This is a genomic window from Kocuria atrinae, from assembly GCF_039531425.1.
GTDB classification, from domain to species: domain Bacteria; phylum Actinomycetota; class Actinomycetes; order Actinomycetales; family Micrococcaceae; genus Kocuria; species Kocuria atrinae.
In genome coordinates this window covers 20,974-47,465 of sequence record NZ_BAAAQA010000004.1, presented here as the reverse complement: position 1 = coordinate 47,465, position 26,492 = coordinate 20,974, and the positions used below count along the sequence as shown (strand labels likewise).

Annotated in this window: 25 protein-coding genes; 12 read left to right on the top strand and 13 right to left on the bottom strand. The window is 64.4% G+C overall.

What is annotated here, in order from left to right; genetic code table 11:
• Positions 1-31 precede the first annotated feature (31 nt).
• Complete coding sequence (locus tag ABD283_RS03210; protein ID WP_259913000.1) at positions 32-685, bottom strand: Dps family protein; 654 nt, start codon at positions 683-685, stop codon at positions 32-34.
• A gap of 185 nt (positions 686-870) precedes the next feature.
• On the opposite strand from ABD283_RS03210, the gene ABD283_RS03205 reads away from it, so the two are divergent.
• The gene (locus tag ABD283_RS03205) at positions 871-2,931 is read left to right on the top strand and encodes an oxidoreductase (RefSeq protein ID WP_344223586.1); all 2,061 of its coding nucleotides are present in this window, start codon (positions 871-873) and stop codon (positions 2,929-2,931) included.
• A gap of 64 nt (positions 2,932-2,995) precedes the next feature.
• Here the strand turns inward: ABD283_RS03205 and ABD283_RS03200 are convergent, their stop codons facing one another.
• The gene (locus tag ABD283_RS03200) at positions 2,996-3,652 is read right to left on the bottom strand and encodes a PepSY domain-containing protein (RefSeq protein WP_315276516.1); all 657 of its coding nucleotides are present in this window, start codon (positions 3,650-3,652) and stop codon (positions 2,996-2,998) included.
• Between the two features lie 209 nt (positions 3,653-3,861).
• On the opposite strand from ABD283_RS03200, the gene ABD283_RS03195 reads away from it, so the two are divergent.
• Genes ABD283_RS03195 through pknB form a run of 7 tightly spaced genes read left to right on the top strand, consistent with a single transcriptional unit; the run spans position 3,862 to position 13,588 of the window.
• Entirely contained in the window at positions 3,862-4,686 is an 825-nt protein-coding gene (locus ABD283_RS03195; protein WP_259913007.1) for an FHA domain-containing protein, read from the top strand.
• Position 4,687: 1 nt separating this feature from the next.
• Entirely contained in the window at positions 4,688-5,203 is a 516-nt protein-coding gene (locus tag ABD283_RS03190) for an FHA domain-containing protein FhaB/FipA (protein WP_259913009.1), read from the top strand.
• Between the two features lie 3 nt (positions 5,204-5,206).
• On the top strand, positions 5,207-6,748 hold the full coding sequence (locus ABD283_RS03185; protein WP_344223585.1) for a PP2C family protein-serine/threonine phosphatase: 1,542 nt from the start codon (positions 5,207-5,209) through the stop codon (positions 6,746-6,748).
• Positions 6,745-8,349, top strand: a complete 1,605-nt coding sequence (locus ABD283_RS03180) for an FtsW/RodA/SpoVE family cell cycle protein (protein WP_344223584.1) — start codon at positions 6,745-6,747, stop codon at positions 8,347-8,349. The genes ABD283_RS03185 and ABD283_RS03180 overlap by 4 nt, the downstream gene beginning before the upstream one ends.
• Positions 8,346-9,791, top strand: a complete 1,446-nt coding sequence (locus ABD283_RS03175; protein WP_344223583.1) for a peptidoglycan D,D-transpeptidase FtsI family protein — start codon at positions 8,346-8,348, stop codon at positions 9,789-9,791. Before ABD283_RS03180 ends, ABD283_RS03175 begins: the two co-directional genes overlap by 4 nt.
• Entirely contained in the window at positions 9,788-11,566 is a 1,779-nt protein-coding gene (locus ABD283_RS03170) for a protein kinase domain-containing protein (RefSeq protein WP_344223582.1), read from the top strand. The genes ABD283_RS03175 and ABD283_RS03170 overlap by 4 nt, the downstream gene beginning before the upstream one ends.
• A 6-nt stretch (positions 11,567-11,572) precedes the next feature.
• Positions 11,573-13,588 (top strand): Stk1 family PASTA domain-containing Ser/Thr kinase, encoded by a 2,016-nt coding sequence (gene pknB, locus ABD283_RS03165; RefSeq protein ID WP_344223581.1) that lies wholly within the window; start codon positions 11,573-11,575, stop codon positions 13,586-13,588.
• 161 nt (positions 13,589-13,749) lie between these two features.
• Here pknB and ABD283_RS03160 read toward each other — a convergent pair whose 3' ends face one another.
• On the bottom strand, positions 13,750-14,391 hold the full coding sequence (locus ABD283_RS03160) for an anthranilate synthase component II (protein ID WP_259913021.1): 642 nt from the start codon (positions 14,389-14,391) through the stop codon (positions 13,750-13,752).
• Between the two features lie 174 nt (positions 14,392-14,565).
• On the opposite strand from ABD283_RS03160, the gene ABD283_RS03155 reads away from it, so the two are divergent.
• Positions 14,566-15,018, top strand: coding sequence for a cell division protein CrgA (locus ABD283_RS03155; protein WP_259913023.1), 453 nt, complete (start codon positions 14,566-14,568; stop codon positions 15,016-15,018).
• Between the two features lie 44 nt (positions 15,019-15,062).
• Positions 15,063-15,374: a hypothetical protein gene (locus ABD283_RS03150; protein ID WP_259913025.1), complete on the top strand. Its 312-nt coding sequence runs from the start codon at positions 15,063-15,065 to the stop codon at positions 15,372-15,374.
• A 38-nt stretch (positions 15,375-15,412) separates the two neighbouring features.
• Here the strand turns inward: ABD283_RS03150 and ABD283_RS03145 are convergent, their stop codons facing one another.
• The 5 genes from ABD283_RS03145 to ABD283_RS03125 all read right to left on the bottom strand — a co-directional run bounded on the left by ABD283_RS03145 (position 15,413) and on the right by ABD283_RS03125 (position 19,400).
• Positions 15,413-15,964, bottom strand: a complete 552-nt coding sequence (locus ABD283_RS03145; protein ID WP_315276521.1) for a YceI family protein — start codon at positions 15,962-15,964, stop codon at positions 15,413-15,415.
• 186 nt (positions 15,965-16,150) lie between these two features.
• Positions 16,151-17,188, bottom strand: coding sequence for a pirin family protein (locus tag ABD283_RS03140; RefSeq protein ID WP_259913032.1), 1,038 nt, complete (start codon positions 17,186-17,188; stop codon positions 16,151-16,153).
• 47 nt (positions 17,189-17,235) lie between these two features.
• Positions 17,236-17,925: a flavin reductase family protein gene (locus ABD283_RS03135; RefSeq protein WP_259913038.1), complete on the bottom strand. Its 690-nt coding sequence runs from the start codon at positions 17,923-17,925 to the stop codon at positions 17,236-17,238.
• A gap of 186 nt (positions 17,926-18,111) precedes the next feature.
• Positions 18,112-18,639 (bottom strand): flavin reductase family protein, encoded by a 528-nt coding sequence (locus ABD283_RS03130; RefSeq protein WP_259913040.1) that lies wholly within the window; start codon positions 18,637-18,639, stop codon positions 18,112-18,114.
• A gap of 56 nt (positions 18,640-18,695) precedes the next feature.
• Complete coding sequence (locus tag ABD283_RS03125) at positions 18,696-19,400, bottom strand: alpha-ketoglutarate-dependent dioxygenase AlkB family protein (protein ID WP_344223580.1); 705 nt, start codon at positions 19,398-19,400, stop codon at positions 18,696-18,698.
• A 241-nt stretch (positions 19,401-19,641) separates the two neighbouring features.
• Here ABD283_RS03125 and ABD283_RS03120 point away from each other — a divergent pair, with 241 nt between their 5' ends.
• Positions 19,642-20,631 (top strand): ATP-grasp domain-containing protein, encoded by a 990-nt coding sequence (locus tag ABD283_RS03120; RefSeq protein WP_259913046.1) that lies wholly within the window; start codon positions 19,642-19,644, stop codon positions 20,629-20,631.
• On the opposite strand, the gene murJ is transcribed toward ABD283_RS03120, so the two are convergent.
• The gene (gene murJ / locus ABD283_RS03115) at positions 20,628-22,184 is read right to left on the bottom strand and encodes a murein biosynthesis integral membrane protein MurJ (protein ID WP_344223579.1); all 1,557 of its coding nucleotides are present in this window, start codon (positions 22,182-22,184) and stop codon (positions 20,628-20,630) included. The two genes, ABD283_RS03120 and murJ, sit on opposite strands and share 4 nt — an antisense overlap.
• A 183-nt stretch (positions 22,185-22,367) precedes the next feature.
• Between murJ and ABD283_RS03110 the strand changes: the two genes are divergently transcribed.
• A complete protein-coding gene (locus tag ABD283_RS03110; protein ID WP_315276564.1) occupies positions 22,368-23,348 on the top strand; it encodes an LLM class flavin-dependent oxidoreductase in 981 nt (326 codons plus the stop codon).
• 30 nt (positions 23,349-23,378) lie between these two features.
• Here the strand turns inward: ABD283_RS03110 and ABD283_RS03105 are convergent, their stop codons facing one another.
• The 4 genes from ABD283_RS03105 to ABD283_RS03090 all read right to left on the bottom strand — a co-directional run bounded on the left by ABD283_RS03105 (position 23,379) and on the right by ABD283_RS03090 (position 26,401).
• Complete coding sequence (locus tag ABD283_RS03105; RefSeq protein ID WP_259913049.1) at positions 23,379-24,194, bottom strand: alpha/beta fold hydrolase; 816 nt, start codon at positions 24,192-24,194, stop codon at positions 23,379-23,381.
• 187 nt (positions 24,195-24,381) lie between these two features.
• The gene (locus tag ABD283_RS03100; protein WP_344223578.1) at positions 24,382-25,095 is read right to left on the bottom strand and encodes a hypothetical protein; all 714 of its coding nucleotides are present in this window, start codon (positions 25,093-25,095) and stop codon (positions 24,382-24,384) included.
• Entirely contained in the window at positions 25,095-26,042 is a 948-nt protein-coding gene (locus ABD283_RS03095; RefSeq protein ID WP_259913051.1) for an ATP-binding cassette domain-containing protein, read from the bottom strand. Before ABD283_RS03095 ends, ABD283_RS03100 begins: the two co-directional genes overlap by 1 nt.
• On the bottom strand, positions 26,039-26,401 hold the full coding sequence (locus ABD283_RS03090; protein ID WP_095798586.1) for a GntR family transcriptional regulator: 363 nt from the start codon (positions 26,399-26,401) through the stop codon (positions 26,039-26,041). Before ABD283_RS03090 ends, ABD283_RS03095 begins: the two co-directional genes overlap by 4 nt.
• Positions 26,402-26,492 lie beyond the last annotated feature (91 nt).

Below are 26,492 nucleotides of genomic sequence, written 5' to 3'. Positions count from 1 at the left end.
TCCGGGCCCTCAGCGTTAGACGGGAAGAACGTTACTTCTTCTTGTCAGACTTCTTGTCGCTCTTCTTGTCCGACTTGCTGGACTTGGCGGCCTTAGTGGACTTGGTCGACTTACCCGACTTGTCCGCTGCAACCGACTTGGCCGCGCCCTTCTCGGTGCTGGCGCTGGAGTTCTCCAGGGTTCCGGTCACGGACTCGATGTGCGAGCGCATGAACCACTGGAACAATTCGAGTTCCTTGACCTGGCCGATCAGCATGTCCTCGGTGATCGGGTCCACCTTGCCGGCCTTCTCAATGGCCTTGCGGTGGTCCTTGATCACGCCGGAGTAGACCAGATCCAGTGCGGCAAGGTGCTCCACACCGGTAGCGCGCATCACGTCGTAGTCGTCCCACTTCCGCGAGGAAACGATGGCGCCCGGCAGGCCGTTGGGCGAGACGCCCATGGTGGCCATCCGCTCGGCAACCTCGTCCACGAAGCCGCGAACGGTTTCGATCTGCGGGTCCAGCATTTCGTGGACGGAGATGAAGTTGGGGCCCACCACGTTCCAGTGAGCGTGCTTGAGCGTGAGCTGCAGGTCGTTCAAAGCGTTCAGACGCTGCTGCAACGTGTCAGCGAGAGCGTGGCCCTCGGTGGTGGTCAGACCCGGAACGGTGTAGCTGGCGTTCTTGTTGGACTTCTTAGCCATGTGAACCTCCTTGTGCACCCGGCGTATGAAACGTGCCGCCTCGTGGTGCGGTTTATTTTGATGTATTCATAATAACAAGTTCGCGAACACTCCACCAGGAACAAGGGTTCGCCCGCGGAGTAATTAGTGACGCCGGTCACTCATCGCATAGTCTTGGGGTAAGTACCTGAGACTTGGAGTATCGGATGACTGCGCCCTATCCCCACTTACTGTCCCCCCTCACCGTGGGTTCCACAACCCTCCCGCACCGCGTGATCATGGGATCGATGCACACCGGCCTGGAAGAAAAGGACGGCGGTGAACATGAACTTGCGGCTTTCTACGTGGAGCGCGTCCGCGGCGGCGCGGGTCTCATCGTCACCGGCGGTGTGTCCCCCAATGCCGAGGGAGCCACACGCAAGAACGGCGCCCACCTCAGTTCCGAGGATCAACTCCCTCGTCACCATGTGGTGACCCAGGCCGTCCACGAGGCGGGCGGCCTGATCGCCCTGCAGCTCATGCACTCCGGCCGCTACGGCATGCACGAGCACGCCGTTGCACCCTCGCCCATCCGCGCCCCCATCAATAAGGTGACGCCGCGAGAGCTGTCCGACAGTGAGGTGGAACGCACCATCGAGGACTTCGCGCACGCGGCACAGCTGGCCCAGCAGGCCGGCTACGACGGCGTGGAGATCATGGGTTCCGAGGGCTACCTGATCAATGAGTTCCTGGTCGAGCACACGAATCAGCGCACCGACCGCTGGGGTGGCTCACCCCAGGCCCGACGCCGCTTCGCCACCGAGATCGTGCGACGCGTCCGCGAGCGCACCAGCCCGGATTTCCTGATCATGTACCGGCTGTCCGCCCTCGATCTGGTGCCCGATGCCCAAGAGTTCGAGGACGTACTGGCCCTGGGCCGTGAGGTGGAAGAAGCCGGTGCCTCCATCATCAACACGGGCATCGGCTGGCACGAAGCCCGCATTCCGACCATTGCCACGAGCGTGCCCGGAGCGGGGTTCACGTGGGTCAGCCACGCCCTGCGTGAGAACCTGAGCATCCCGATCTCCACCGTCAACCGCATCAACACCCCCGAGCTTGCCGAAGAGGTACTGTCCCGCGGGGATGCAGACCTCGTGTGCATGGCGCGTCCATTCCTGGCCGACGCCGCGTTCGTCGCTAAGGCGCGCGAGGCGCAGCCGGATCGGATCAACACGTGCATTGCCTGCAACCAGGCGTGCTTGGACCACACCTTCACGGGCCAGCGCATGTCCTGTTTGGTCAACCCGCAGGCCATGCGCGAAACAGAGCTGATTCTCGGCCCCACGCGCACGGCCGAACAGATTGCCGTGGTGGGTGCGGGCCCCGCGGGCTTGGCGTTCGCAGAGGCCGCCGCGGAGCGCGGTCATCGCGTCACGTTGTTCGAGGAGCAGGCAGAACTCGGTGGTCAGTTCCAGCTGGCCCGACGCATTCCGGGTAAGGAGGACTACGGGCACACGATTCGTTACTTCAGCACCCGGCTCACCGAGCTGGGTGTCACGGTCCGCACCGGTCACCGGGCCACCACCCAGGACCTCGCTTTTGCGGACCGGGTGGTCGTTGCCGCCGGGGTCCACCCCCGTCAGCCCGGCATCCTCGGCGACACCGGCCCCACGGTACTCGGCTACAAGGACGTCCTGGATGGTGCCCCCGTGGGCCAGCGCGTGGCGGTGATCGGTGCGGGTGGCATCGGGTACGACGTCGCGCACTTCCTCACGCACAACCCTTCCGCGGACTTCTATTCCGAATGGGGCATTGACCGCTCGCTGGAAGCCCCCGGCGGTCTCTTGGCACCGGCACCCGAGCCCCCGTTGCGGCAGGTCACCGTGCTGCAGCGCAGTATCACCAAACCGGGTTCACGCTTGGGCCCCACCACGGGTTGGATCCACCGTTTGGAACTACGCATGGCCAACGTGGAGTTCATCACCGGAGTGGAATACCAGGAAATCACCGACCGGGGCGTTCGTATCACCGTACCCACCCCGGAACCGAGTGGCCGTGCCGGGGCGGAAGGCGGCGGCGTGGCCCTGGAAACCCCACGAACGGAAACCCTGGTTGAGGTGGACACGGTAGTGCTGTGCGCGGGACAGGAATCCCGCAATGAGCTGGCCGTGGAGCTGGCGGATGACTCTCGGCCCGTGCACGTGATCGGCGGAGCGGACGTAGCTGCCGAATTGGACGCCAAGCGAGCCATCAAACAGGCAGTGGAACTGGCAGCGGCCCTGCCCTGAGTCGATGTCGATCGACAAATCAGGGCAGAGCCGCGGCTCTCAACGCTCCGGTGAGCGGTGAGAACTAGTTGTTGCTGTTCACCGTGCCGGTGTTGGCGTCCACGTAGTAAGTGGCGTCGTTGTCGTTGATGTCCAGCTCGACCTCCCAGTTGAGGGTTCCGTTGTCCTCATCGAGGGAGGCGTCATCAAACAACACGGTGCCATCCTGCGATGACGCTTCATCGAAGACACTCTCGATGGCTTCCTTGATCGAAATGGATGCCTTGCCCAGCTCGTCCGTATCCTCCTGGTCCGGCGTACCGTCTTCCCGCTCTTCGGTGATGTTCTCACCCGCGCCGTCCAGAGTGACCTCGTGCTTGGTGTCATCCTGGATCACGTCAGCCTCGAACACGTCTTCGCGGCGGTCATAATCGAGTTCCACCACGTCACCGCCTTCGTACTTGGCGAGCAGGGTGTCAACGGCGGCCAGCGATGCAGCCTGCCCACCGTTCTCGTCGCTTGCCGCTGCGGAGCCCGAAGAGTCCTCGGTGGGTGTGGAAGCCTGACCGTCGCTGGGATCGTCGGTGATCTCCGCGGTGGACTCGTTCTCGGGAACCGCGGCCGTGGTCTCGGCGGGTGCCTCGGCAGCGGGTTCGTTGTTATCCCCTCCGCAGCCGGTGAGCAGGAGCGCACCGATCACAGCGGAGGAACTCAGGGTCAGAATTTTCTCAGTGTGCTTCATGATTCAATTATCCTCCTTGCCCGCTATGTGGCGGAAGATTTCACACGCGACTTCGCTCCGAATGAAAGCCATCTTCCCCCTCGCGGCTTTTCACCGGCCACTCAGCCACGGTGTCTACTATTCTGGGGACTACTCAGCGTCACACGCCTGCCTTTCTCCGGTTGGCGCGCACACGACAACGCCACGGATTGGCGCGGAAGGAGGCGGCAGTGGGTTTTTGGACCGGTTTGGAAAGCGGTATCGAAAAGGCCGTACGCACCGCTTTCACCGCGGGTTCCCGTAAGCGGGTAGAAGCAGTGGAGATCGCAAGCGCCCTGCGCCGTGAACTTGATCAGGAATCGTTCACCATCTCCGGGGGCCGCACCATGGCTCCCAACGTTTTCACCGTGCAGTTCTCCGACGACGATTTCCCTCGTGCCCAAGAATGGGGCACCCAATTGGCCGAAGAATTGTGCGATGTAATCATTCGTCATGCCAGGTCACAGGCGTATACGTTGCAGGGCGCGGTTCGGGTCAGCTTCATTCGCAACCCTGACCTCGAGGCCGGGGAATTCCAGATCGTGTCCTCGTCCGAACGCACGGATACCGGACCCGGGGCGGGCAGCTCCGCCGGAGCGGCGTCGGCCTCCGTGCAGGCGCCGGAACCGCCGCCCGCACCTCGCCAGGAGCCTCACTCTGCCCCGTTCGACGCCGCAGCATCCCCCGCGCCGCGCCCCGAGCCTCAATCCCCGGTGGGCTATGTTCCCGTGATCGAGGTCAGCGGCGAGCGTTTCTCATTGAACGCCCCGAGCGTGAGCGTGGGCCGCTCCACGGAGGCGGACATCACGGTGGAAGACACCGGCGTATCCCGCAAGCACTTGGAAATCCGTCAACAAGGCCAGCACTACGTAGCCGTGGATCTCGGTTCGACCAACGGTTCCTACGTTGACGGTGAACGCGTGCAGGGTCGCGCCGAGTTGGTCAACGGATCCGTGATTACCATGGGTCGAACCCGTTTGGTGTTCCGGTTGCTAGTCCCCAAGGAAGGGCGCTGACGTGTCTGAACTGACCATCACGCTGTTACGCTTTGGGTTCTTGGCGTTACTGTGGATCTTTATTTTCGCCGTGATCGCTTCCCAGGCCCGCGACCTGGCTGTCGGCAACAGGGCCCGCGCGGCAGTGGACAGCGCCCGTAAAAAGCGCGGGGCCCGCAAGGATCGCCCGGCCAAACAACCGGCGGGCAGCGGACCCGCCCCCACCACCACCGGTGGCACTCGGCACCGCCCCCAGAATCTGATGATCATCGACGGGCCCCTTGCCGGAAGCAGCTTTCAGCTCGGCTCCGCACCCGTTCTTCTGGGCCGTTCCAACGAGGCCACGGTTCCCCTCGAGGACGACTACGCTTCTGGCCGCCACGCCCGACTTTTCCCCCAGGGATCTCGCTGGTTCCTCGAGGACCTGGGTTCCACCAACGGTACGTTCGTTCAAGGCCAGCAACTCACGCGAGCGGCAGCTGTTGAACCGGGCGTTCAGTTCAAGGTGGGGCGTACCGTCATGGAACTGAGGCACTAACCCATGCCCATTGCTTTCCGTTTTGCCGCACGCTCCGACGTCGGCCGGATCCGTTCCAAGAACGACGATTCCGCGTACGCGGGTCGATACCTGGCCGTGGTCGCTGACGGTATGGGTGGTCACGTGGGCGGCGACGTCGCATCGGCGTCCGCCGTGATCGACCTGACCCACCTGGATCACGCGGGCCACGATGGCGAGGCCGAAACAGTCCTGGCGGATGAGATCCAGAACGCCAACCAGAACCTGGCCAAGCTGGTCCAGACCAATCCCCGTCTGGGCGGCATGGGAACCACCGTGACGTCCCTGCTGATCGACGGCGACACGATCTCCGTGGCCCACATCGGGGACTCCCGCGCTTACCGCTGGTCCGAGACCCAGGGTTTCAGCCAGGTCACTACGGACCACACGTTTGTCCAGCGGCTCATCGACGAGGGCCGGTTGCGCCCTGAAGAAGCCGAGAGCCACCCCCACAAGAACGTGCTCATGCGCGTTTTGGGTGACGTGGATGCCTCCCCTGAACTCGAAGTGCAAACCCTGACCCCCGAGGTGGGCGAACGGTGGTTGCTGTGCTCGGACGGCCTCAACGCGGTGGTCAACTCCCAAACCATTGAATCGATCATGCGTTCCACCGGGGACCTCAACCAGATTGCGAACTCCCTGGTGGAACTCACCCTGGACCGAGGCGCGCCGGACAACGTGACCGTGGTCGTGGCAGAAATCCAGGAGATCCCCCAGGGAAGCGAACCGGCCCCCACCACCGGGGAGACCGTGGGTGCCATCCCCGATGACAGCCGCACCTCGGACGAACAACTGGCCGATGAAGAGCTGTGGAACTCCAGTCTCGACTCGCCCGTGGCCGGTGCAGGTTATTCGGACAATCACCGCACCCCTGAGGAAACCAAGGAGTCCTCGGCGGCTGCGCTGCGCAGGGACCTTTCAGAACGACCCCACCTGCTGGTGGGCGCGGCGGCCAATGCCACCCAGACCGGCAGGATCCCCACGGTCACGGACTCCGTGGCCCAGCGCCGGGCCACCCTGTTGCGCACCTCCACCTTGGACGTCCCCTCGGACCCTGATGAAGTCCGCAACGCCCTGTTCGGTGAGCGGAGCCAGCGCAAGGGTGGCAAGCGGCGTCGTGCATTACTCATCGGAATCGTGGGGCTCGCAGCACTGGCGCTGCTACTCGGCGGATGGGCCGCCAAATCCTGGACCTCCTCGCAGTACTACGTGGGTGAGAACGAGGGCAAGGTGGCCATCTACAACGGCGTCTCCCAGAGCCTGGGCCCCATCAGCCTGAGCGATCTGGACAGCACCACGACCATAGAGGTGGACAACCTACCCAATTACGTCCAGGAGCGGGTGCGCGGAACCATTCCCGCGGGTAGCCACCAAGAGGCCGAACGCATCGTGAACGAGCTTGCCTCCGATGAAGACGACAGCCCGAGCCCCCAGCCCACCGGGCGCGTCACGGTGATCACTCCGACCCCGGAGGACCCTCGCTCGCCGTCGGCCACTCCCGAGACCACCGAGGGTGATGGATCGTGAGCAATACCGTAACGAACGCTCCCTCCAATGCGCCCGAGGAACAGGTCAAGCCCAAGCCCCGGCGGATCACCGAGCTACTTCTGTTGCTCGTGGCCCTGGCCATCGGAATCGGCGCGAACATCATGGTGGACCCCGATCAGCTCACCGAGGACCCGGCCCGCATCATCACCAGCGGCGCGGTTCTCGCCGGTGGCGGTCTCCTGATTCACGTGGTGCTGTGGATCCGAGCTCGCTACGCGGATCCCTATTTACTGCCCATCGCCGTGACGCTCAACGGGCTGGGCCTGGCGATGATCCACCGCATCGACCTGTCCACGGGCCAGACGGCATCCGACACCCAGGTGGTCTGGACCGGTCTGGCCATGGTCGTTGCCTGCGCGGTGCTCTGGTTCCTCAAGGACCACCGCCGTCTCCGCCAGATCACCTACATTTCTCTTCTGCTGTCCGCGTTGCTCCTGCTCCTGCCGATGGTCCCGGGCCTGGGCGTGGAGATCAACGGCGCCCGTTTGTGGATCTCCGTGGCCGGGCGCACTTTCCAGCCCGGTGAAATCGCGAAGATCACGCTGGCCATCTTCTTCGCCGGCTACCTGTCCACCAACCGCGACCTGATCATGCTGGCCGGCCGCAAGATCGGCCCGGTACGACTGCCGCGTTTCAAGGACATCGCACCGATGTTCGCCGCGTGGTTGATCGCCATTGGTGTCCTGGTGCTGCAGCGTGACCTGGGCACCGCGATCCTCTTCTTCGGGCTGTTCCTGGTCATGATCTATCTGGCCACCGGCCGCATGGGATGGATCGTCCTGGGCGTGGGCCTGATGGTGGTGGGCGGTTTCGTGGCGAGTCGCATCTTCTCCCACGTGAGCCTGCGCCTGGATTCCTGGCTCAACGCCTTTGAGCCCGAGGTCTACAACCGCTCTCCAGGTGGCTCCGGCCAGATCGTGCAGGGGCTTTTCGGCCTGGCCTCCGGTGGTTTGTTCGGTCAGGGCTTGGGCCAGGGCCGCCCAGACCTGGTCTCGTATGCCAACTCGGACATGATCATTACGGCCTTCGGTGAGGAGCTCGGTCTGATCGGGCTGGGCGCCATCCTGTGCATGTTCTTGCTGTTCGCCACTCGCGGTCTGCGTGCGGCCCTGGGTACCCGCGATGCATTCGGCAAGCTGTTGGCCGCGGGATTGTCCGCCCTCATGATCATTCAGTTGCTCGTGGTCATCGGCGGTGTGACCCGCTTACTGCCGCTGACCGGCCTGACCACCCCGTTCATGTCCGCAGGTGGTTCGTCATTGCTGTCCAACTGGATCATTACCGCGGTTCTGCTGGCCATCTCGCACACCGCGCGCCGCCCCGTCCTGACCGGGCCGGCCACTGACGAGGACTACGCGGAGCTCGAGGCTCATGTGAAGGCCGGCCGTGACGAGCAGGACTCGGAGAATGATCTCGGGGATTCCGAGCCCACCACCGAGCTGTCCTCCTCGCTCGCGGGTACGCGGGACACCAGCAACGACACCGGCACCGCGACCGAGGTCATTTCTCGGATCAGTGGCCGCTCCGGCTCCACGCCGCCCAACCGATCCAACTCGTCCTCGGAAGGGGGAACACAATGAACACGTCCATCCGACGACTGTGGTTCGCGTCCGTGGCCATTGTGATGGTCCTTCTCCTGGCTCTGACCTACGTGCAGTTCTTCGCCGCCAAGTCGCTTGAGGCCAACCCCTGGAACAACCGCGCCCTGTACGAGCAGTTCGGATCGGATCGCGGATCCATCCTGGTGGGCGGTGAGGAGATCGCCAAGTCGGTTCCCTCCCAGGACGATTTCGAGCACCAGCGCGTGTACGAGTCCTCGCCGCTATACGCGCACCTGACCGGGTACTTCTCCCTGGTCTACGGCGCTACCGGCCTGGAAGCGGCCATGGGTGAGCAGCTCTCCGGGGCCTCAGATGAGCAGTTCTACAACCGCGTGGTATCCCTGTTCTCGGGGAACCAGCCCACCGGCGCCTCAGTGGAACTCACGCTGGATCCCGAACTGCAGCGCACCGCGCACGACGCGTTGGAAGGCCACAAGGGATCGATCGTGGCCGTGAACCCGCAGACCGGTGAAATCCTGGCCATGGCTTCCAGCCCCGGTTATGACGCCAACCGTTTGGCATCCCACGACGCGGACGAGGTGGTCTCCGCCGCGGAAGAGCTCAACAGCGATCCGGACAAGCCGCTCGAGAACCGCGCAATTGCCGGGGACCTGTACTCACCGGGTTCCACGTTCAAGATCATCGACACCGTGGCAGCTCTGGAGTCCGGTCAGTACGACACCGATTCCACCCTGCCCAACCCGGCGGAGCTGCCGCTGCCCGGCACCACGGTCACGTTGCCCAACTACCGCCAGGGCGGCTGCGCGGCCCGCACCGAGGTGAATCTGGAATTCGCACTGGAACAGTCCTGCAATACGCCGTTCGCCTCGATCGCCATGGATCTCGGCCAGGACGCTATCCGAGACACCGCAGAGAACTTCGGGTACGGGCAAGACCTGTCCATCCCGCTGCAGGTAACCCCTTCACTCTTCCCGGAGGACATGAATGATTCCCAGCTCGCTTTGTCCTCCATTGGCCAGTACGACGTACGCGCCACTCCCCTGCAGGTGGCCATGATGTCCGCCGCGATCGCCAACGACGGGATGATGATGAAGCCCCAGCTGGTGAAGACGGTGCGTTCCTCGGACCTGTCCGTGATCCAGGACTTCGAGGCCGAACAGCTGCGCCGGTCCACCGACCCGGAGACCGCACAAACCGTCAAGGACCTCATGGTGCAGGTCGTGAGTGACGGTATCGCCGGTGGCGCATCCGTTCCCGGCGTGGAAGTCGGCGGCAAAACGGGTACCGCAGAGGTGGGAACCGAAGCAGGATTGAACGACTCGTGGTTCACTGGTTTTGCGCCCGCCAACGACCCCCAGATTGCGGTGGCAGTGGTTATCGAAGATGTTGACGTAACTACCGGTGCACAATTGACCAGTCCGAGCGCTAAGCAACTCTTTGAGGCGGTGTTGAACCAGTGAGACCATCGTCGAACACCATTTTGGGCGGCCGCTATGCGCTCACAGAACGTATCGCCATTGGCGGCATGGGAGAGGTCTGGAAAGCTAAAGACCAGGTCCTGGGCCGCATTGTGGCCGTCAAGATCCTCAAGGACGAATACAACGGGGATCCCACGTTCCTGCAGCGGTTCCGTGCCGAGGCGCGACACACCGCCCTGCTGAACCACCCCGGCGTGGCCAATGTCTTCGACTACGGCGAGGACGAGGGCTCAGCGTTCCTGGTCATGGAGCTGGTCCCCGGTGATCCGCTGTCCAATGTGATTGATCGCAAGAAGTCCCTCGAACCGGACACGGTGCTCAATTACATCGGCCAGACAGCCCGTGCGTTGGCTGCCGCGCACGCGCAAGGGCTGGTGCACCGTGATGTGAAGCCCGGTAACTTGATCATCACCCCGGACAACCGGGTGAAGGTCACGGACTTCGGCATTGCTCGTTTGGCCGATCAAGTACCCCTGACGGCTACCGGGCAGGTCATGGGCACCGCTCAGTACCTGGCTCCCGAGCAGGCCACGGGTCAGACCGCCACGGGTTCGTCCGACATCTATTCGCTGGGCATCATCGGTTACGAGCTGCTGGCGGGCAAACGCCCATTCACCGGCGAGTCCCAAATTGCCATTGCCCTGGCGCAGGTCAATGATCCGCCGCCGCCGCTTCCGGACAGCATTCCGGAGCCGGTGCGTGCCCTGATCATGTCCATGCTCGCCAAGGATCCGCAGGATCGTCCGGAGAACGCCGGCAAGCTCGCCAACGCGGTGGATGCACTGCGGCGCAATGATGTGAAGTCCGCCGTGGCCATGGTTCCCGGAATGTCTCAGTTCCTCACCGACCCCGAGGGCGAGGGCCAGCCCACCGAGGCCATGACTCCGGTCAAGGACGACCGCACTCGTCCCATGCCGCGGTCCACGGGTTCGGCGGCCGCCCCCGCGGTCGTTGGTTCCGTAGCCGCCGCGAACAGGCCGGATCCCAAGTACAGCGCACACCCCTCCACGGCACAGTTCGACGCCGTCGATCATTCCGACGGCGCCGGCAAGGGCGGTTCCGCATCGAGTGGTCGCCGCAAGTCCGCGTGGCCCTGGGCGTTGCCCCTGGTGCTCCTCCTGCTGGGAGGTCTGATTTTCGGTCTCTGGGCCCTGGGAAATCGTGACGACGGCGATTCGACCCCGCAGGGCACCGTGACGTCCTCCACCGCGAGCCCGAACGCCGAAATGGTCACCCTGCCCGCGAGCATTGTGGGCGAGGACGGTGATGAGATCGCGAATGAGATCGCTCAGCTCGGTGTGAACGTGGACAAACGTCTGCAGCAGGGCAGCGGCAACCCTGACGGCACCGTGATCTCTTCGGACCCGGAGGCCGGTACCGAGGTGGAGGTCGGTTCCACCGTGATCTTGTACGTGGCGTGGTCACCCGAAGCTGACACCAACGGCGGCGGCAGCCAGCAGAATACGGATGCCCCGGCGCAGGATTCCCCGGCCACGGAGAACCAGGCACCGGAGCAGACTCAGGCTCCGCAACCGGCCGAGCCCACGCAGGCTCCCCAGGAACCGGAAGCCGCTGATTCCCCGGCCACCCCGGCAGCTGAAGCTGCTGCCGATCCGGCCGAGGCCGCGGCGTCGTCACCCGCGGACGGCCAGCTGCAGAGCGTGGCCGAGGCTCCGCGATCTGATGCCGCTCAGGGCCAGCAAGGTGCCCCTGGCGCCGATCAGGGTTCCGGTAACGGCACCGGAACCGAGGGGTGACCCGGTATGGCACTGCCCGCAATGCCTGACCTGATCAACGACCGGTACAAGGTCGGTGAGGTCATCGGTCGCGGTGGAATGGCCACCGTGCACCTGGGTGAGGACACCCGTTTAGGGCGTCGCGTAGCCATCAAGGTATTGCGGCCCGAACTCGCCGCGGACGATACGTTCCACGAGCGGTTCCAACGCGAGGCCCAGGCAGTGGCTTCGCTCAATCACCACACCATCGTGTCCATCTACGACACCGGTGAGATCAAACCGCAGGGCCCGGACGGCGTGACACGGCCCTACATTGTGATGGAGTACGTGCCCGGGCAGACCCTGCGGGAGCTGATCCATGGCAAGGGCATCGATCCCGAACAAGCCATCGAGTACATGTTCGGAATTCTCGATGCCCTGTCTTTCAGCCACCGCGCGGGCATTGTGCACCGCGACATCAAGCCCGCCAATGTGAAAGTGACCCCGGACGGCGGGGTCAAAGTCATGGACTTCGGTATTGCGCGCGCCGTGGAGGACACCCAGGCCGCCCTCACACAGTCGCAGGCCGTCCTGGGCACCGCACAGTACCTGTCTCCCGAGCAAGCTCGCGGGGCCGCGGTGGATCCACGGTCAGACCTTTATTCCGCCGCGTGTGTGCTGTTCGAAATGCTCACCGGTCGCGCGCCGTTCGTGGGTGAGTCCTCGGTGGCTATCGCCGCCCAGCACGTGCGAGATGCACCTCCCGCTCCGTCCGCTCTGAATCCCCAGCTGCCCAAGTCCGTGGACCGGTTCATGGAGAAGGCACTGGCCAAGGACCGGGACCATCGCTATTCGGACGCCGCTCAGATGCGTCGCGCGCTTCGTACAGTTCTCGTGGAGTTGCCGGACGATCTCGAGGCCACGCAGGCCATGGACCCGACCAAGACCGCGGAGACCAGTACCAAGACCCTGCCCGCGGTGGGAGCCGGGGCTGCCGCTGGTGCTGTGGTGGCCGCGGGGCGCAGTGAAACCGCCGAACAACCGGCGTACTCGGGCGAGGATCCGGTGCACTATGAACTCGACCCGGATGAGGACACGGAGGACGTCCCGGCCGGAACGGGCGCTGCGGGCGTTGCGGGCTCGCAAGCAAACCCGCGCGACAAGAAACGCCGCCACGGTTGGATCCTCCCCGCCGTTCTGATCGTCCTGCTCATCACGGGACTGGGCATTGGCGGCGTCGTGGGCGTGCAGTGGTGGCAGAACCAACAAGTGGCACAACCGACCATGGTGTCCGTGCCCCAGGTCGAGGGAATGGACCGCACCACCGCGGAGAACACGCTGCGTGATGCCGACCTCGAGCCCACATTCAGCACTGAAAACAGCGATTCCGTTCCGGAGAAGCACGTCATAGAGATGGATCCCTCCTCGGGCACCAGGGTGGAGGCAGGTTCCACCGTGGCGGTAACCGTCTCCGATGGTCCGGGGAACGTGGACGTGCCCAACGACTTGGTCGGGCAAAGCCTGGACAACGCCCGGAACTCGCTGCGCGAGGCCGGATTGAGCGTGGGCGTGGTCAGCACCTCGAACAGCGCCACCGTTCCTGAGAACGTCGTCATGTCCACCGACCCCGCTGGCGGCACATCTGTCGAGAAGGACAGCCCGGTGCAGTTGCAGGTTTCCACCGGCCGGGTCACCGTGCCGGATGTGGTGGGCATGTCCCGCGCCGAGGCAGAAAACGCGCTACGCGCCGACGACGTGCAGTTGAATTTCAACGTGGCAGTTCGGGATTCCGAGGACGAGGCCACGGACACCGTGCTCGAGCAGTCCGCTCCGGCCGGTTCCTCGGTGACCCAAGGCTCCACCGTCACGCTGACCATTGCGCGGCAGGTCACACCGCCTCCCACACCCACACCCACACCCACTCCCACGCCGGAGCCCAGTGACGAGCCGACCGAGGAACCCACCTCGGCCGAGCCCACACCGTCCACCGAACCTGAGTCGACCGGTAATGACTCGGAAGAGCAAGGCGAGAGGCCGACTCCTGCTCCCACGCGGTCTCGCTGATCGGGTGACACACGAGAACGCCGGGCTCCCCTTCCGTGGGGAGCCCGGCGTTCTGGTTGTGGCCACCTCGTGTTGTGGCCGACTAGCGTTGTGACCGTTCAGAGTTGTGGCGGCTCCGCGTTTGCCGAGCCCGCAACGGTTGGTTCCCTGAAGGGCGTAGCTCAGGCAGTCATGAGCGGGGACAGCCCCGCGGCCGCCGCCGCGGCGCCTTCCTGGCCCACTTCTTCCAGCCAGGTACCCAGCATGAGGTAGCCGCCCTCGGTCAGGACGGATTCGGGGTGGAACTGCACGCCATGCAGGGGGGCCGTACGGTGCTTGAGGCCCATGACCACTTGCCCGTCCTCGGTGGTCGCGGTGACCTCGAGGCAATCCGGGACCGTGGCGGCGTCGACGGCCAGCGAGTGGTACCGCGTGGCCGTGAACGGGGAAGGCACGGATGTGAACACGCTGGTGCCGTGGTGGACGAGCTGTGAGGTTTTGCCGTGCATCAGCTGGGCCGCGTGACCCACGCTGGCGCCGTACACCTCGCCCAGAGCCTGGTGGCCCAGGCACACACCCAGCAACGGGGTCTTGGTCTGTTCGGCCCAGCGGATCAGGTCGGGGCACACCCCGGAATCCACCGGCGCACCGGGACCCGGGGACAGCAGAACGCCCTGGTGCTCGCCGGCCAGGGCGGTCACGGCGGCAACATCCAGGTCGTCGTTGCGGATCACCGTGGTCTCGGCGCCCAACTGCTGGAGGTATCCCACCAGGGTGTAGACAAAGCTGTCGTAGTTATCCACCACGAGAATCTTCACGGACACGAAAGCTACTCCTGCGCGTACAAGGCGATTAGACGGAACTATCGCGCAAGTCTACGCCCGCGCGAGCGGATAGACTGAACGCCGGTTTCACGCCCACGGCGTCTCAAGCTCGCAATGCGTACCGTGGAGGGCCCGGCCCCCGCACGTCCCACGCAGCAGGAGGAATGATCAGTAGTGTCTCAGCCCAAGAAGCGATTCGGTAAGTCCCGCGACTCCCTGGAATCCAACCAGAAGTACGCGCTCACGGACAAGGATCGTCAGCTGACCGAACTGGCCGCCGAGAACCTGCCGCGCAATCGTCACGCGGAAGCCTTCGAAAAGTCGATCGCCCGCGACACTTCCGGCTCCACCTCGGCCACGGCAGACGGCACCGATGAGCTGGACGTCGAGAAGAGCAAGAAGGCTCTGCGGAAAGCGGCCAAGCGCGATCGCACCGGCGACCCCCAGCCGACTCCCCTGTGGTACAAGGTGATCATGATCGGCCTGATGATCGTGGGCTTGCTGTGGATCATCGTGTATTACCTGTTCCAGGGCACCCTGCCCATCCCGGGGATCAACGTGTGGAACCTCATCATCGGCCTGGTCTTCATGATGACGGGGCTGATCATGACCACCAGATGGCGCTGACCCCAGTCACGCGACCGTAGATTTCTCAGCCCAGGAGGCACACCGTGGCCACGCCATCGCGGCAACCGGATCCAGAACCTGACCCCGTAGATCCCGCCAACAGCGGGAATGCCGGGGACACCACCTCTGACTCGCCTCAGGCACCGAAGGACTCCGCGCCAACTCCGGACATGGAAAAGTCCCGGCCGCAGGATGCTGCGACCGGGACCGCCCCGCTCATTGAAGACCGCAAGGACGATGGGGGGAACAAGCGTCAGATCAATGCCGCCCGCATGGAGGTGCGGTTGCGACGCATTGCGCTGCTCGGTCTTGTCCTGGTGCCCTTGCTGTACTTCATTGTGCAGTCACTGCGCTGACCCTCTCCCTGGCCCGCGCAGTGACCGCATGTGCGGGATCAGTTGGCTTCGGGAGCGGTGAACTCGACGTCCAGGTCGATGTTGACCTTGTCGGACACCATCACGCCGCCGGCCTCGAGAGCCGCGTTCCAGGTCACGTTGAACTCCTTGCGGGAGATCGAGGTGGAGGCGGTGAAGCCCGCACGGGTCACTCCGAAGGCGTCAACGGCCACGCCGTTGAACTCTGCCTTCAGCTCGACCGGCTTGGTCACGCCGCGCAGGGTCAACTCACCGGACACGGTGCCTTCGCCGTCGGTCAGATCCACGCCGGTGACCTTGTAGGTCATCTGCGGGTGGTTTTCCACGTCGAAGAACTCTTCGGAACGGACGTGGTTGTCACGAGCTTCGTTCTTGGTGTCCACGGAAGCCATGCCCACCACGATCTCGCCGGTGGACTGTGCTGCGTCCTCAGCCACGTTGAGCTGGCCGGAGACGTCCGAGAACTGGCCGCGCACCTTGGAGATGCCTGCGTGACGAACGCTGAAGCCGATCTCGGTGTGAGCGGGGTCCAGGGTCCAGGTGCCGGTGGTCATGCCGTTCAAAGTAGTCATAGGGAATCTCCTTAGAAATATCGCGCTCCCCGTTGGCCCGGGGAACAACTGCTTGCTTCGGAAACTACTTTACTCCCCTGTGTTGAGATGTCAACCAATTCCATGGAAACTATTTATATGATCTAGATCATAGAAGAACCCGATCCGGATGCGGATCGGGTTCTCCTAAGTGTTTTCGACGCCGCCCTACGGCCTGGGCTTGAGCCGCACGTTGGGCAGCTTGGGCGCCGGAAGAGCGCCGTCGTGGTGCGAATCGGCCACGACGCTCAGGAACCTGCCGTGCGGATCGGCCTCCGCAGCGGGCGGGGCGTCGTCGGCATTGATGGCGGACTGCCAGGCATCGCGATAGGCGACAATCTCGTCGTGGGAGCGGCCCACAAGGTTCCACCACATGGTGATCTGTTCGCCGAACGGGGTGCCGCCCAGGATCAACAGGATGACCTGCTCGCCCTGGGGTACCTGGAATTTCAACTTGCGGGCACCGGTCGCGAGGTGGGCCAGCTGAGCGGTCTTGAGAACTCCCCTGGGACCGCCGTCATCGGGGTCCACCTGAATCAGGGTCTTACCCTCGTCCAGCAGCACGCCGTGTTCGAAGTCCTCGTGGAGGTCGAATTCGACCTCCACGGTGTGCTCGGTGGCATCCACCACGAGCTCGGCGCCCAATACGGGATGGAACGAATGCACCGGCGAGCGCTGCCCCGCGAATTCGCCCAGGAACACGCGCAGATCCCAGTCGTCACCGCTCAGCGGCTCGGGGGTGTAGGCCTCGAAACCAGGATCGGTGTCGCGGGATTCATCGGGTAGCGCCAGCCACAGCTGGGCACCGTGCAACACGGTGGTGTCGGCGGTGGAGTATTCGGTGTGGCTGATGCCGCGACCTGCGGTCATCAGGTTGATACTGCCCGGGGTCACGGTGGCCTGATGACCGGCCGAGTCCTCGTGGTCAATGCGGCCGGTGAACAGCCACGACACCGTTTGCAGCCCGGTGTGCGGGTGCGGCGGAACATTCATGCCACCGGTCTCACTGACGTCATCGGGGCCGTAATGGTCCACGAAGCACCACGGGCCGATCATGGTGCGCCCGCGCGCGGGAAGGGTCCTGCGCACCTGCATGGCACGCGGCCCACCCAGCGGAACCTCACGGGGAACGATGATCTCCAGGCCCTGCGTGGGCTCATCCTCTCCGCAGAGTTGCTCTGAAGGATCCGGTTCGATATTGCTCACTGGGGGCCTCTTCCCTTGGTTCTCCCTGGTTCGCGATGTTCCCGCGTTCAGATCTGGTAGTCGATCACGGACTGCTGGCTGAGCCCGTGGAACTGCCGTTGGTGGTACACCAGGGGTTCGCCCGAGCCCTCGTCGCCCAAATTCTCCACGACGGCCGCGTTGAAGACCAGAGCGGGGCCCGCCTTGACTCGCGCCAGCGGCACTGCGCGCAGCACACGGCGCACGCCCAACAGGCGTGGTTCACCAGTGGGTAGCTGCTCCCACGGCATGTCGTCGCCAAAGCGCGGGGCGCCGGAAATTGAGAAGGCACGGGCCAGGTCCACGTTGTCCGCGTCCAGGAAGTGCACCAGGAAGGACTCGGCGTCGGCCACGATCGCGGCCGAGCCCCGCTTGGCCTGCAGGGAGAAACCCAGGATGGGCGGTTGCGCGGAAATCGACGACAGCGAGGACGCAGTGAGGCCCACCGGCCCCTCCGGCCCGGCCACGGTGATGATTGCGATTCCCGCCGGGTGCTGCCCGAAGGCGGACTTGAAACCGTTGATCAGGCTCTCGTCTTCCACCAGGTCCTCCGTGGGAGCCACGAAGTCCGCGACCTTGGCGGACGCATGTTCCGCCTCTTTGCCGGTGGTGGGAACGCTGTCCAGAACATGCTCATGACGTTCCGGCGACATGAGATCAGCGGTGTCCGCGCCGGGCTGCGACGCTCCGGTGGTTGCGTTGCGGGGCTGATCTGTCATGGAAAGTCCTTCCGAGGAGTGGACGCGGTGAACGGCCTCGATGGCTGTGAGGCACGTGGTAGCTGTAACGGGGGCTGACTCTCCACAATTCCAGGCCGCACCGGTTTTATTCATCCCGCCGCGCAACAGTCCGTCACAATCACTGTCTTTCGACCGGCGCTTACGGGGCCGCTTCACCCCACGCGGCTAGCGCAGCGAGCGGTACTCCTTGGCAAAGTGCACGAGCGGCGCGTCCGCGTTACCGGCGCCCTCGCCCCGACCCATGGCCACTACGCGGCCGATGAACACCTCATGGGTGGCAGCGGTATGGCTCGAGACGGTTTCGAGCTCGAACCAGGCCAGGGAGCCGTCCAGCACGGGGGTCCCAGAACCCTCGGTGCGGTGGAATGGGACGGAGTCGAGCAGCCCATCCACGGGGTTGCCGGGGCTGGCCAACCAGTTGGCCACGGAACGCTGGGACGAGTTCAGCAGACTCAGGGTCCACACACCGGAGGTTTCCACGGCCTCGCAGATCCGCCCCATGTCGTAAAGACACACGAGCATGGTGGGCGGATCGTAGGAGACGTCCGCGAACGCGGTGACCGTGGCCGCGTGATCCTTGCCGCGGTGCCGCGAACACACCACGCCCACACCCGCTGCGTGGTCACCGGCCAAGAGCCGATAGCGATCCACTTGTTCGTCCGTGGGTTCTCGATCCACTGCCTCTGCGTCCATGGGTTCAGTCTGGCATTTCCACCGAGGCCGCCGCACCGGATCTGAACGGACCCGCCTCACCCGCCCCGCTTCTCAAGCCCAAACCCTCCGCTAGTCCCGTCCCCGGTCATCCGCAGCGTGATGTTGAGCCTGCCACCGTGCTTCATGCCCAACTGCGGACCACCGGTTCCGGGGTACACCTTGGGCACTCCGTGGAACGCGTACCGGGACGGGCCGCCGAAGACGAACAGGTCCCCCGAGCGCAGTTCGATGTCCTGATAGGGCGCGGTGCGGGTCTCAGTATTACCGAACCGGAACACGCACGTGTCCCCCAGTGACAGGGACACGATGGGCGCGGCCGAGTATTCGTCCTTGTCCTGGTGCATACCCATGTGTGCCTGGGAGTCGTAGTAGTTGATCAGCGCGGAATCCGGTTCGAAGTTCAACGCCAACTCACTGAGCTCCCCGTACGCGTCCGCTGCGGCACGCTGACCCGTGTGCACCAGCCAGTCCGGTAGCTCCTGGATCCCCGGACCCGCACTCGCCCCGTACCGGTAGGGCCGCCAATTGCGCCCCAGCATTACGGACTGCACGGACATCCGGCCTCCGCCGGGCATCACCTGGTGGCGCATGGGAGAGTCCCTGACCCACACGCGACACTGCGTGACCAACTGGGCCTGCCGTTCGGGATTCAACCAGTCAGGAAGGTGCACCGCGCCGGGAGCCGGTTCCTGACGTTCACGGGGCACGGAGAACAATTCATTGACCTCGAACCTGGTCATGCATCCAGCGTACGCAGCACCCCCGACATGGTTAACCGGTTGTTCACCCACTGGTAACCTCCACTGCTACTGTCAAAACATGGTTAGACAGCGTCGTGCATTGATCGTCAGCACGGGACGCGACCGGGGGGCTCTAACGGGTGCACGCGCGCTTGGACGCGCGGGGTGGCACGTGGGAATCGGCACGCCTATCGGCGGCGGAATGCCCGGGGCGTCTCGAGCGAGTTCCGTGCATCATTTTGTGCCCAAGCCTCGCGGGGACGATTCCGCGTTCCTGCACGGAGTTCAAGCCGCCATCGAGGAGGGCTCCTACGAGATCGTCTTCGGCGGCGGTGACGACTGGATGGCCGCGTTGTCCGCATACAAGGACCAGATCCCCGCGGTTGTGCCCCACCCCGACAAGTCCGCAGTGCACGCCGGCCTGGACAAGGTGACCCTCGCGGAAGCTTCCGCAGTAGCCGGATTGGCCGCTCCCTACACCGTGGCCGCAACGCGCGAGGAACTCGCCAACTGGCATGGGCCCGTGGTGGTCAAGTGCCGTGCCCACTGGTCACAGGGCCAGACCCGCCCCCACCGCATCGACGCCCGACTGTTCGCGGACAGCGCTTCCGCTCAGTCCCAGGTGGAGCGCATCCTGGACGCCGGGGCCGAGCCCATCCTGCAGCGCCCCGTCAACGGCGGCCTCAGTGCGCTCATTGGCATTTTCCACGAGGGCCGCCTGCGCGCCCGCGTTCAACAGGTCAGCCCGCGGCTGTTCCCCACGCCCTACGGCGCCTCATCCCGAGCCGTCACGGTCCCGGTGGATGAGGAACTGGTCGCCCGTTCCGAGGACCTCCTGCGCGATCTCGGGTGGTCCGGCCTGGTGGAACTCCAGTTCCTCACCGGTGACGACGGCGCTCCCCACCTCACCGACCTCAACGGCCGCTTCTACGGTTCTATGGCACTGGCCGAAAAGGCCCGCCCGGGACTGGTCGACGCTTGGGCCCGTACCGAGCTGGGAGAGCCCATGCCGAACCTTTCCGACGGTCGCCCCGGTGTGCGTTACTCGTGGTTCGCCGGCGATCTTCGGCGCGCCAACCGCGAGCGCCGCGGCGGGCTCGCGAGCGACGTCGTGGACACTCTGCGCTGGGGCATGCGGGCACGGCACAGTGTGTGGGACCCCAAGGATCCCGCGCCGGCCGGCTATCTGGTGACCCAGCGGCTGCAGAGCTTGCTTCCTGGCCGGAGCTAGCCGCGCTTCTTGCGCCGCATGGCGCCGATCATCTCCGTCACCACGGTGCGCTCGGGGGCGCGCATGAACAGCAGCCCCAAAAGGTAGATCGCGAAGACTCCAGCGGTGATCGTCGCGAGGATGACGAACGCCGGTAGATCGACCACGAATGTCTGCAGGGCCAGCGCCCCCACGGTGGCAATTGCGGCCAACAGGACCGCACGGACAACGAGCCCGCGCAGCATGCCCGGTTCCAGCCCGTGATGCCTGCGGTAAAGCAACCAGCCATTACCCACCGCGGCGAAGATGAACGACAACGTGGTGGCCAGGGCAATGCCCGCAACGCCCATGAGCGGGCCCAGGACGATGTCACCCACCACGTTGATGACCATCGCGATAATGGCAATGGTCACCGGAGACCGGGAATCCCCCACGGCGTAGGAGGCCCGCACGATGACCTGCCGACAACCCAGGGCCAGCAACGCGGGGGTGTACCAAAGGAGTGCGGTGGCGGTGACGGCGACCTGAGTGTCGTCGAACGCGCCGTAACCGAACGCGAGGTCGACCACCGAGACGGCACCCACGGCGAGCACCACGCAGATGGGCGTCAACACCGTGACCGTGACACAAAGCCCCCTGCCCACGAGCCGACGCAGCTCCGGGGCGTTCTTGGCCGATGCACTCAACGCCGGGTAGAGCGGGACCAGAAGCGAGGCGATCAGCAACGTCTCGGGCAAGTGCACCAGTCGCCATCCGTAGGACAGCGCGGTGATGCTGCCCTCGTCCAGGCTGGAGGCGACCGCGCGGTCCACCATGGTGTTCACGTTGGTCAGCGCCGTGCCCACCAGCATGGGCGGGGCCAGCCGGGCGATTTCGCGGAACCCCGGATCCTTGAGGTCAAAGCTCGGTCGCAGTTTGGTCCCCAGCGTGCGCAGCGGTGGGATCTGGAAGGACAACCGCAGCGCGGAGCCGATCACGAAGCCCCACGCGAGCGCCTCGATGCCGTACACGGGCCCGAACAACCCCGCAGCCGCGATCATCACAATGTTGAAGGGGACACCCTCCAGCGCGGACCATGCAAAACGACCGTGAGCCTGCACGAGCGAGGCGATCAGGTTGGTGCCGGCAATGAACACCGTGGCCAGCAGCACGATCCGCATCAGGTGTTCCGTGATGGCAGTCTGCTCCGGGCCGAACCCGGGTGCGATCACGGCCGTCACCGGGCCGGTGAAGATGCCCGCGAGAACGGCTATGAGCCCCAGGATCACCATGGTGACCGTGAGGGCCACGTTGAAGCTTCGATGCCCTTGGCACTTGCCCGTCTCCTCGGCGGCCTGGCGGGCCGTCACGGGAGTCACCGAGCGGGCCATGGCATCCGCAATGAGGGCGAGCACCACGTTCATCAGGCCTTGGGCCACGAGGTAGGCATCCAGTCCGGCGCCGGCGCCGAACACCGCGGCAATCACGATGTCCCGACCGAAGCCGAGGATCACGGAAAAGGCGGTCAGACCGGTGACCAGAACTGCCGCGCGAGACACGCTCCAGCGCGGGTTGCGATCCGCGTGCCTACCCACGGGTCGTGGCTTCCGCCGATACCCGGGAAGACGAACTGCGCACGGTGTACCTCATGCACCCTCCCCATGGACGCAGTTGACTGGCGGATCGTCGCTGAGTCTAACAGCGGCGCGGCGGGGAATTAGTAGACCTCGCACGCCGTTATTTCCCGTAGAAAGCATCATCAAGAAGTGAGGTATTACGTGCGCCAACCGCTGTCCGTCATTGATTTCGCAACCGTCCGCAAGAATCAGTCCGTGGGTGAGAGTTTCGCCGATTCCGTGACCCTGGCTCAGGAAGCCGAGCGGCTCGGATACACGCGCGTTTGGTATGCGGAGCACCACAACATGCCCACCATCGCGTCCTCCGCGCCGGCCGTGCTGATCTCGCACATTGCGTCCAAGACGGAATCGATCCGGTTGGGTTCCGGCGGCGTCATGCTGCCCAATCACTCCCCGCTCACGATTGCCGAGCAGTTCGGCACCCTGGCCGAGCTCTACCCGGGGCGTATCGACCTGGGCCTGGGCCGCGCACCCGGTACGGATCCGCGCACGCTACAGGCACTGCGCCGCTCACCTCAGTCCGCTGAAAACTTCCCGCAGGACGTCAAGGAGCTGCAGGGCTACCTGACCGGCAACTCGCGCATCCCCGGAGTCTCTGCAACACCCGGCGCCAACACCAACGTGCCGCTGACCATCCTGGGGTCCTCGTTGTTCGGTGCGCAGTTGGCCGCGTCCTACGGTCTGCCCTATGCGTTCGCTTCACACTTCGCCCCGGATGCCCTGGTGGACGCGGTCAACACCTACCGCACCCAGTTCCAGCCTTCGGAGCAGCTGGCCGAGCCGTACGTGATCGCTGCGGTCAACGTGATCGCCTCCGAGGACGCCGACGACGCCGCTCGTCAACTCGAAGCCACCCAGCGGGCCCGAGTGCGCATGATGGTGGGCCGCGGCCGCGAGTTCACCGAAGATGAGATGGATATGGTCATGGCATCCCCCGCCGCGCAGCAGATCCTGCACATGCTCAAGTACATGGCGGTGGGAACCCCTGACACCGTGGTCGACTACCTCGAAGGGTTCGCCAAGCATGCGGATGCCGATGAACTGATGATCTCCCCCGTGGCCACCCGCCAGGCGGACGTCCTCAAGGGCATGGAACTGCTGGCCGGAGCCTGGAACAAGTAAGGCCCCAGCCAACAAACCCCGTGGAGAGGGTCAGGAGAGTTTCCCGAGGAACGTGCCCAGAGCGGCGTCGAACTCCTCGGGATTCTCCATGTTCGGGGTGTGGCCGCAGTTGGTGATCACGGCCAACTCGCCGTGAGGCAGCAGCTCGGCCATGCGCTGGGCTGCGCCGCCGTCGAACGCGTCGTTGTCGCCAGCGATGACCAGGGCGGGCTTGTCGAAGTTCTTGAGTGTCTCGACAAAGTCGTTGCGTTCGGCGCGGCCGCGCATCGCCGCGGTGGCGCCCTCGAGCGGCGAGGCCTGGATCATCTCGAGCACGGTCTTGGCGACCTCGGGCAGCCGCTGGACGTTGTCTTCCCAGATCATTTTGGGCAACGCGGACTCGCCGTACGCGTCCATGCCGCCGCTCACGATTCCGTCCGCGGCCACATGACGACGCCGCCGCCCCGCCGCGTCCTCGGCCTGCGGGACCGTGTCATTGATGATGAGTGCGCTCACGCGCTCCGGGTGGGATTCGACTAGCTGCATGGCCACCTGACCGGCCATCGAGAAGCCCAACAGCACCGCCCGCTGCACCTGCAGCTCGTCGAGCAGTGCGATCACGTCCGCCACGAATTCCTCCGTGTACACAATGCCGGGGGTGACCTCCGATTCACCGAATCCACGCAGGTCCGGCGCGATCACGCGCCAGCCTTGCTCGCTGAAGGCCTTGACCTGACCGTCCCACATGGAGCGGTCGTAGGCGTGGCCGTGCAACAGCACGAGCGGGGCGCCCTGGCCCTCATCGGTATAGGCAAGGTCGACGTCGTTGACGTGTGCGGTGTGCGTGGTGAATGCGGAACGGCTCATGGCTCCCATGATGCCAGCTGCCCGTCAAGGGCCTGCACAACGCGCCAGGCGATGACGTCTGACGGCCTGGTGGCCCGCTTTACCGTGCATTAAGACGTTACGCATTGGCCCCTTGAACGACGCCGACGCCACCCGCCCCCGGGAAGGGGCGAGCGGCGTTGGCAGGTGCGCAGCTACCAGGGTGCGACTAGATCTCCGCAAATCGCACCACGGTCCGGCTCGCGATGGCCGCTATCACGGTGGCGATCAGCAGGCCCAGCGGGACGGTCCACCGACCTAGATTCGCCACCATGTCCATCCAGAAGTCCGGCCAAGCCACGATCATCGCAACCAGCCCGAGGACCACGAGTACCACTGTCACAACTGAGATCACGGTCCACACCACACCGAGCGCGCGGTAGATACCGCCGAAGCTCATGCCGGCGAACAGACTCATGAGGCACAGAAGGAACAGTGAGACGGCCACGATCAGCGGGTTGCCATTATCCAAAGCCGTGATGGTCAGGTAACTGACGCCCACGCCATACCCTGTTGCGGATTCGATGGCCAGAAGGACGAGGCCTACTGCCACGACCACCAAGGATGTGACCATGAATCCCATGGCTGTTCCGGCCCAGAAGTTTCGGCGGGTGCTACCGAATGCCAACGATCCGGCGAATCCCCTGTTGGCAGTCAGTGCACCGTGCGAGATCAAAAACCCTGGGATCGCCCAGAAAATGGCCTGGTTGTACTTGAATCCCTCGCTGACCTCGGACGGCAGCGGCAGACCGGTTCGGATTCCGATGATGAGTCCGATGATGATCATGATGACAGCCACCATCAGCAGGATGGCCGGAGCAACCACGAACGATTGGCTTCTGTTGGTGACGTAGAGTGCGAGATTTCTGCGTGCGTACTGCATCACAAGCTCATTTCTGCGTTGTCCATGCCGCGCATTCCGCGAGCGGCTACGAGTTCCTGCAAGGTGACCGGCTCGACCGACACGTTGGATTGTGCAGCGCGGCGGTGATCGTCGTCGGTGGCGGAGCCGTCGACCGTGACGGAAAGGATGTTGCCCAGTCGGTGCTCGCGAAGAACCTGCCGCTCCCCCACCAGTTCACGGACCACGGGCTCGAGCCCTCGGAGCACGAAGGCACTGTCCCTGGCATGGTCGATGTCCGCATTCAGAGTGACCTGCCCGTCCTCGAGCATGACCACGTTCTCCAGCAGATCCGAGACCTCGTCGATCAAGTGCGTGGAGAGAATCACGGTTCGGGGGTGTTCGGCGATCTCTCGCGCAAACTCTTCGTAGAACAGGCTCCGGTGCGCGGGATCCAGGCCCAGATAGGGCTCGTCCATGAACGTGTACGGCGCCCTGGAGGCCAACCCGATCACAATGGCCAACGCGCTGCGCTGACCACGCGAGAGCTTGACCGTCCGAGTCCCCATGGGGAGCCGGAACCGAGAGGCCAGCCGCTCCGCGAGCGCAGCGTCCCACTCGGGGTAGAACCTGGGGAGGATGCGCAGTAGTGACGTGGGTGTGTCATCGTCGTGGAACTTCTGGTCCTCGTGGATGAAGCACGTGCGTTCCAGCACTTTGGCGTTTTCCCTGGGGTCTTCACCGTCGATGAGGACCTCTCCCGAACTGCGGAACTTATGATTCAGGATCACGGCCATCAGCGTGGTCTTACCCACCCCGTTCGCACCGAGCAACCCGTGCACCCGGTTGGGTGCGAAATCCACGGTGATGTCTTTCAGCACGTGCTTCTTGCCGAAAGACTTATTGAGGTTTCTGATCTGAATGCCCTGCTGACCCGTGTCCCACGGAGCACCCGTTCGATGATCTGCCTGTAGAGCTTGGGAACTCATGGCGTGTCCTTTCTGATGAGCGCAACCATGTCGTCCAGGGACAAACCGAGTCGCTGTGCCTCGGCCACTGCCGGGCGAATGAAGTCTTCGTCGAACGCCTTACGGCGTTCCTCACGCAAAATTTCAGGACCGTTGGCATCCACGAACGTTCCTATTCCACGACGCCGCACCAGGACTCCCTGGTCGACCAACCGCCCCAGCGCTTTTCCTGCCGTTGCGGGGTTGATGCGGTAGAACGCCGCTAGCTCGTTGGTGGAGGGCACAGCCGAGTCCACCGGGTAATTGCCCTGGAGGATGTCGTCCGCAATCTGGTCAGCCAGGACCATGAAGATCGGGCGACCATCTTGTCTCGGTGTCATGACACCTCCTCTAGTTATTTGCTTCCTTACTTCACTAATTAACCACTTAACCTATGAGCCGTCAAGAGCTGGCGCCGGCGGGTTCGAGGGG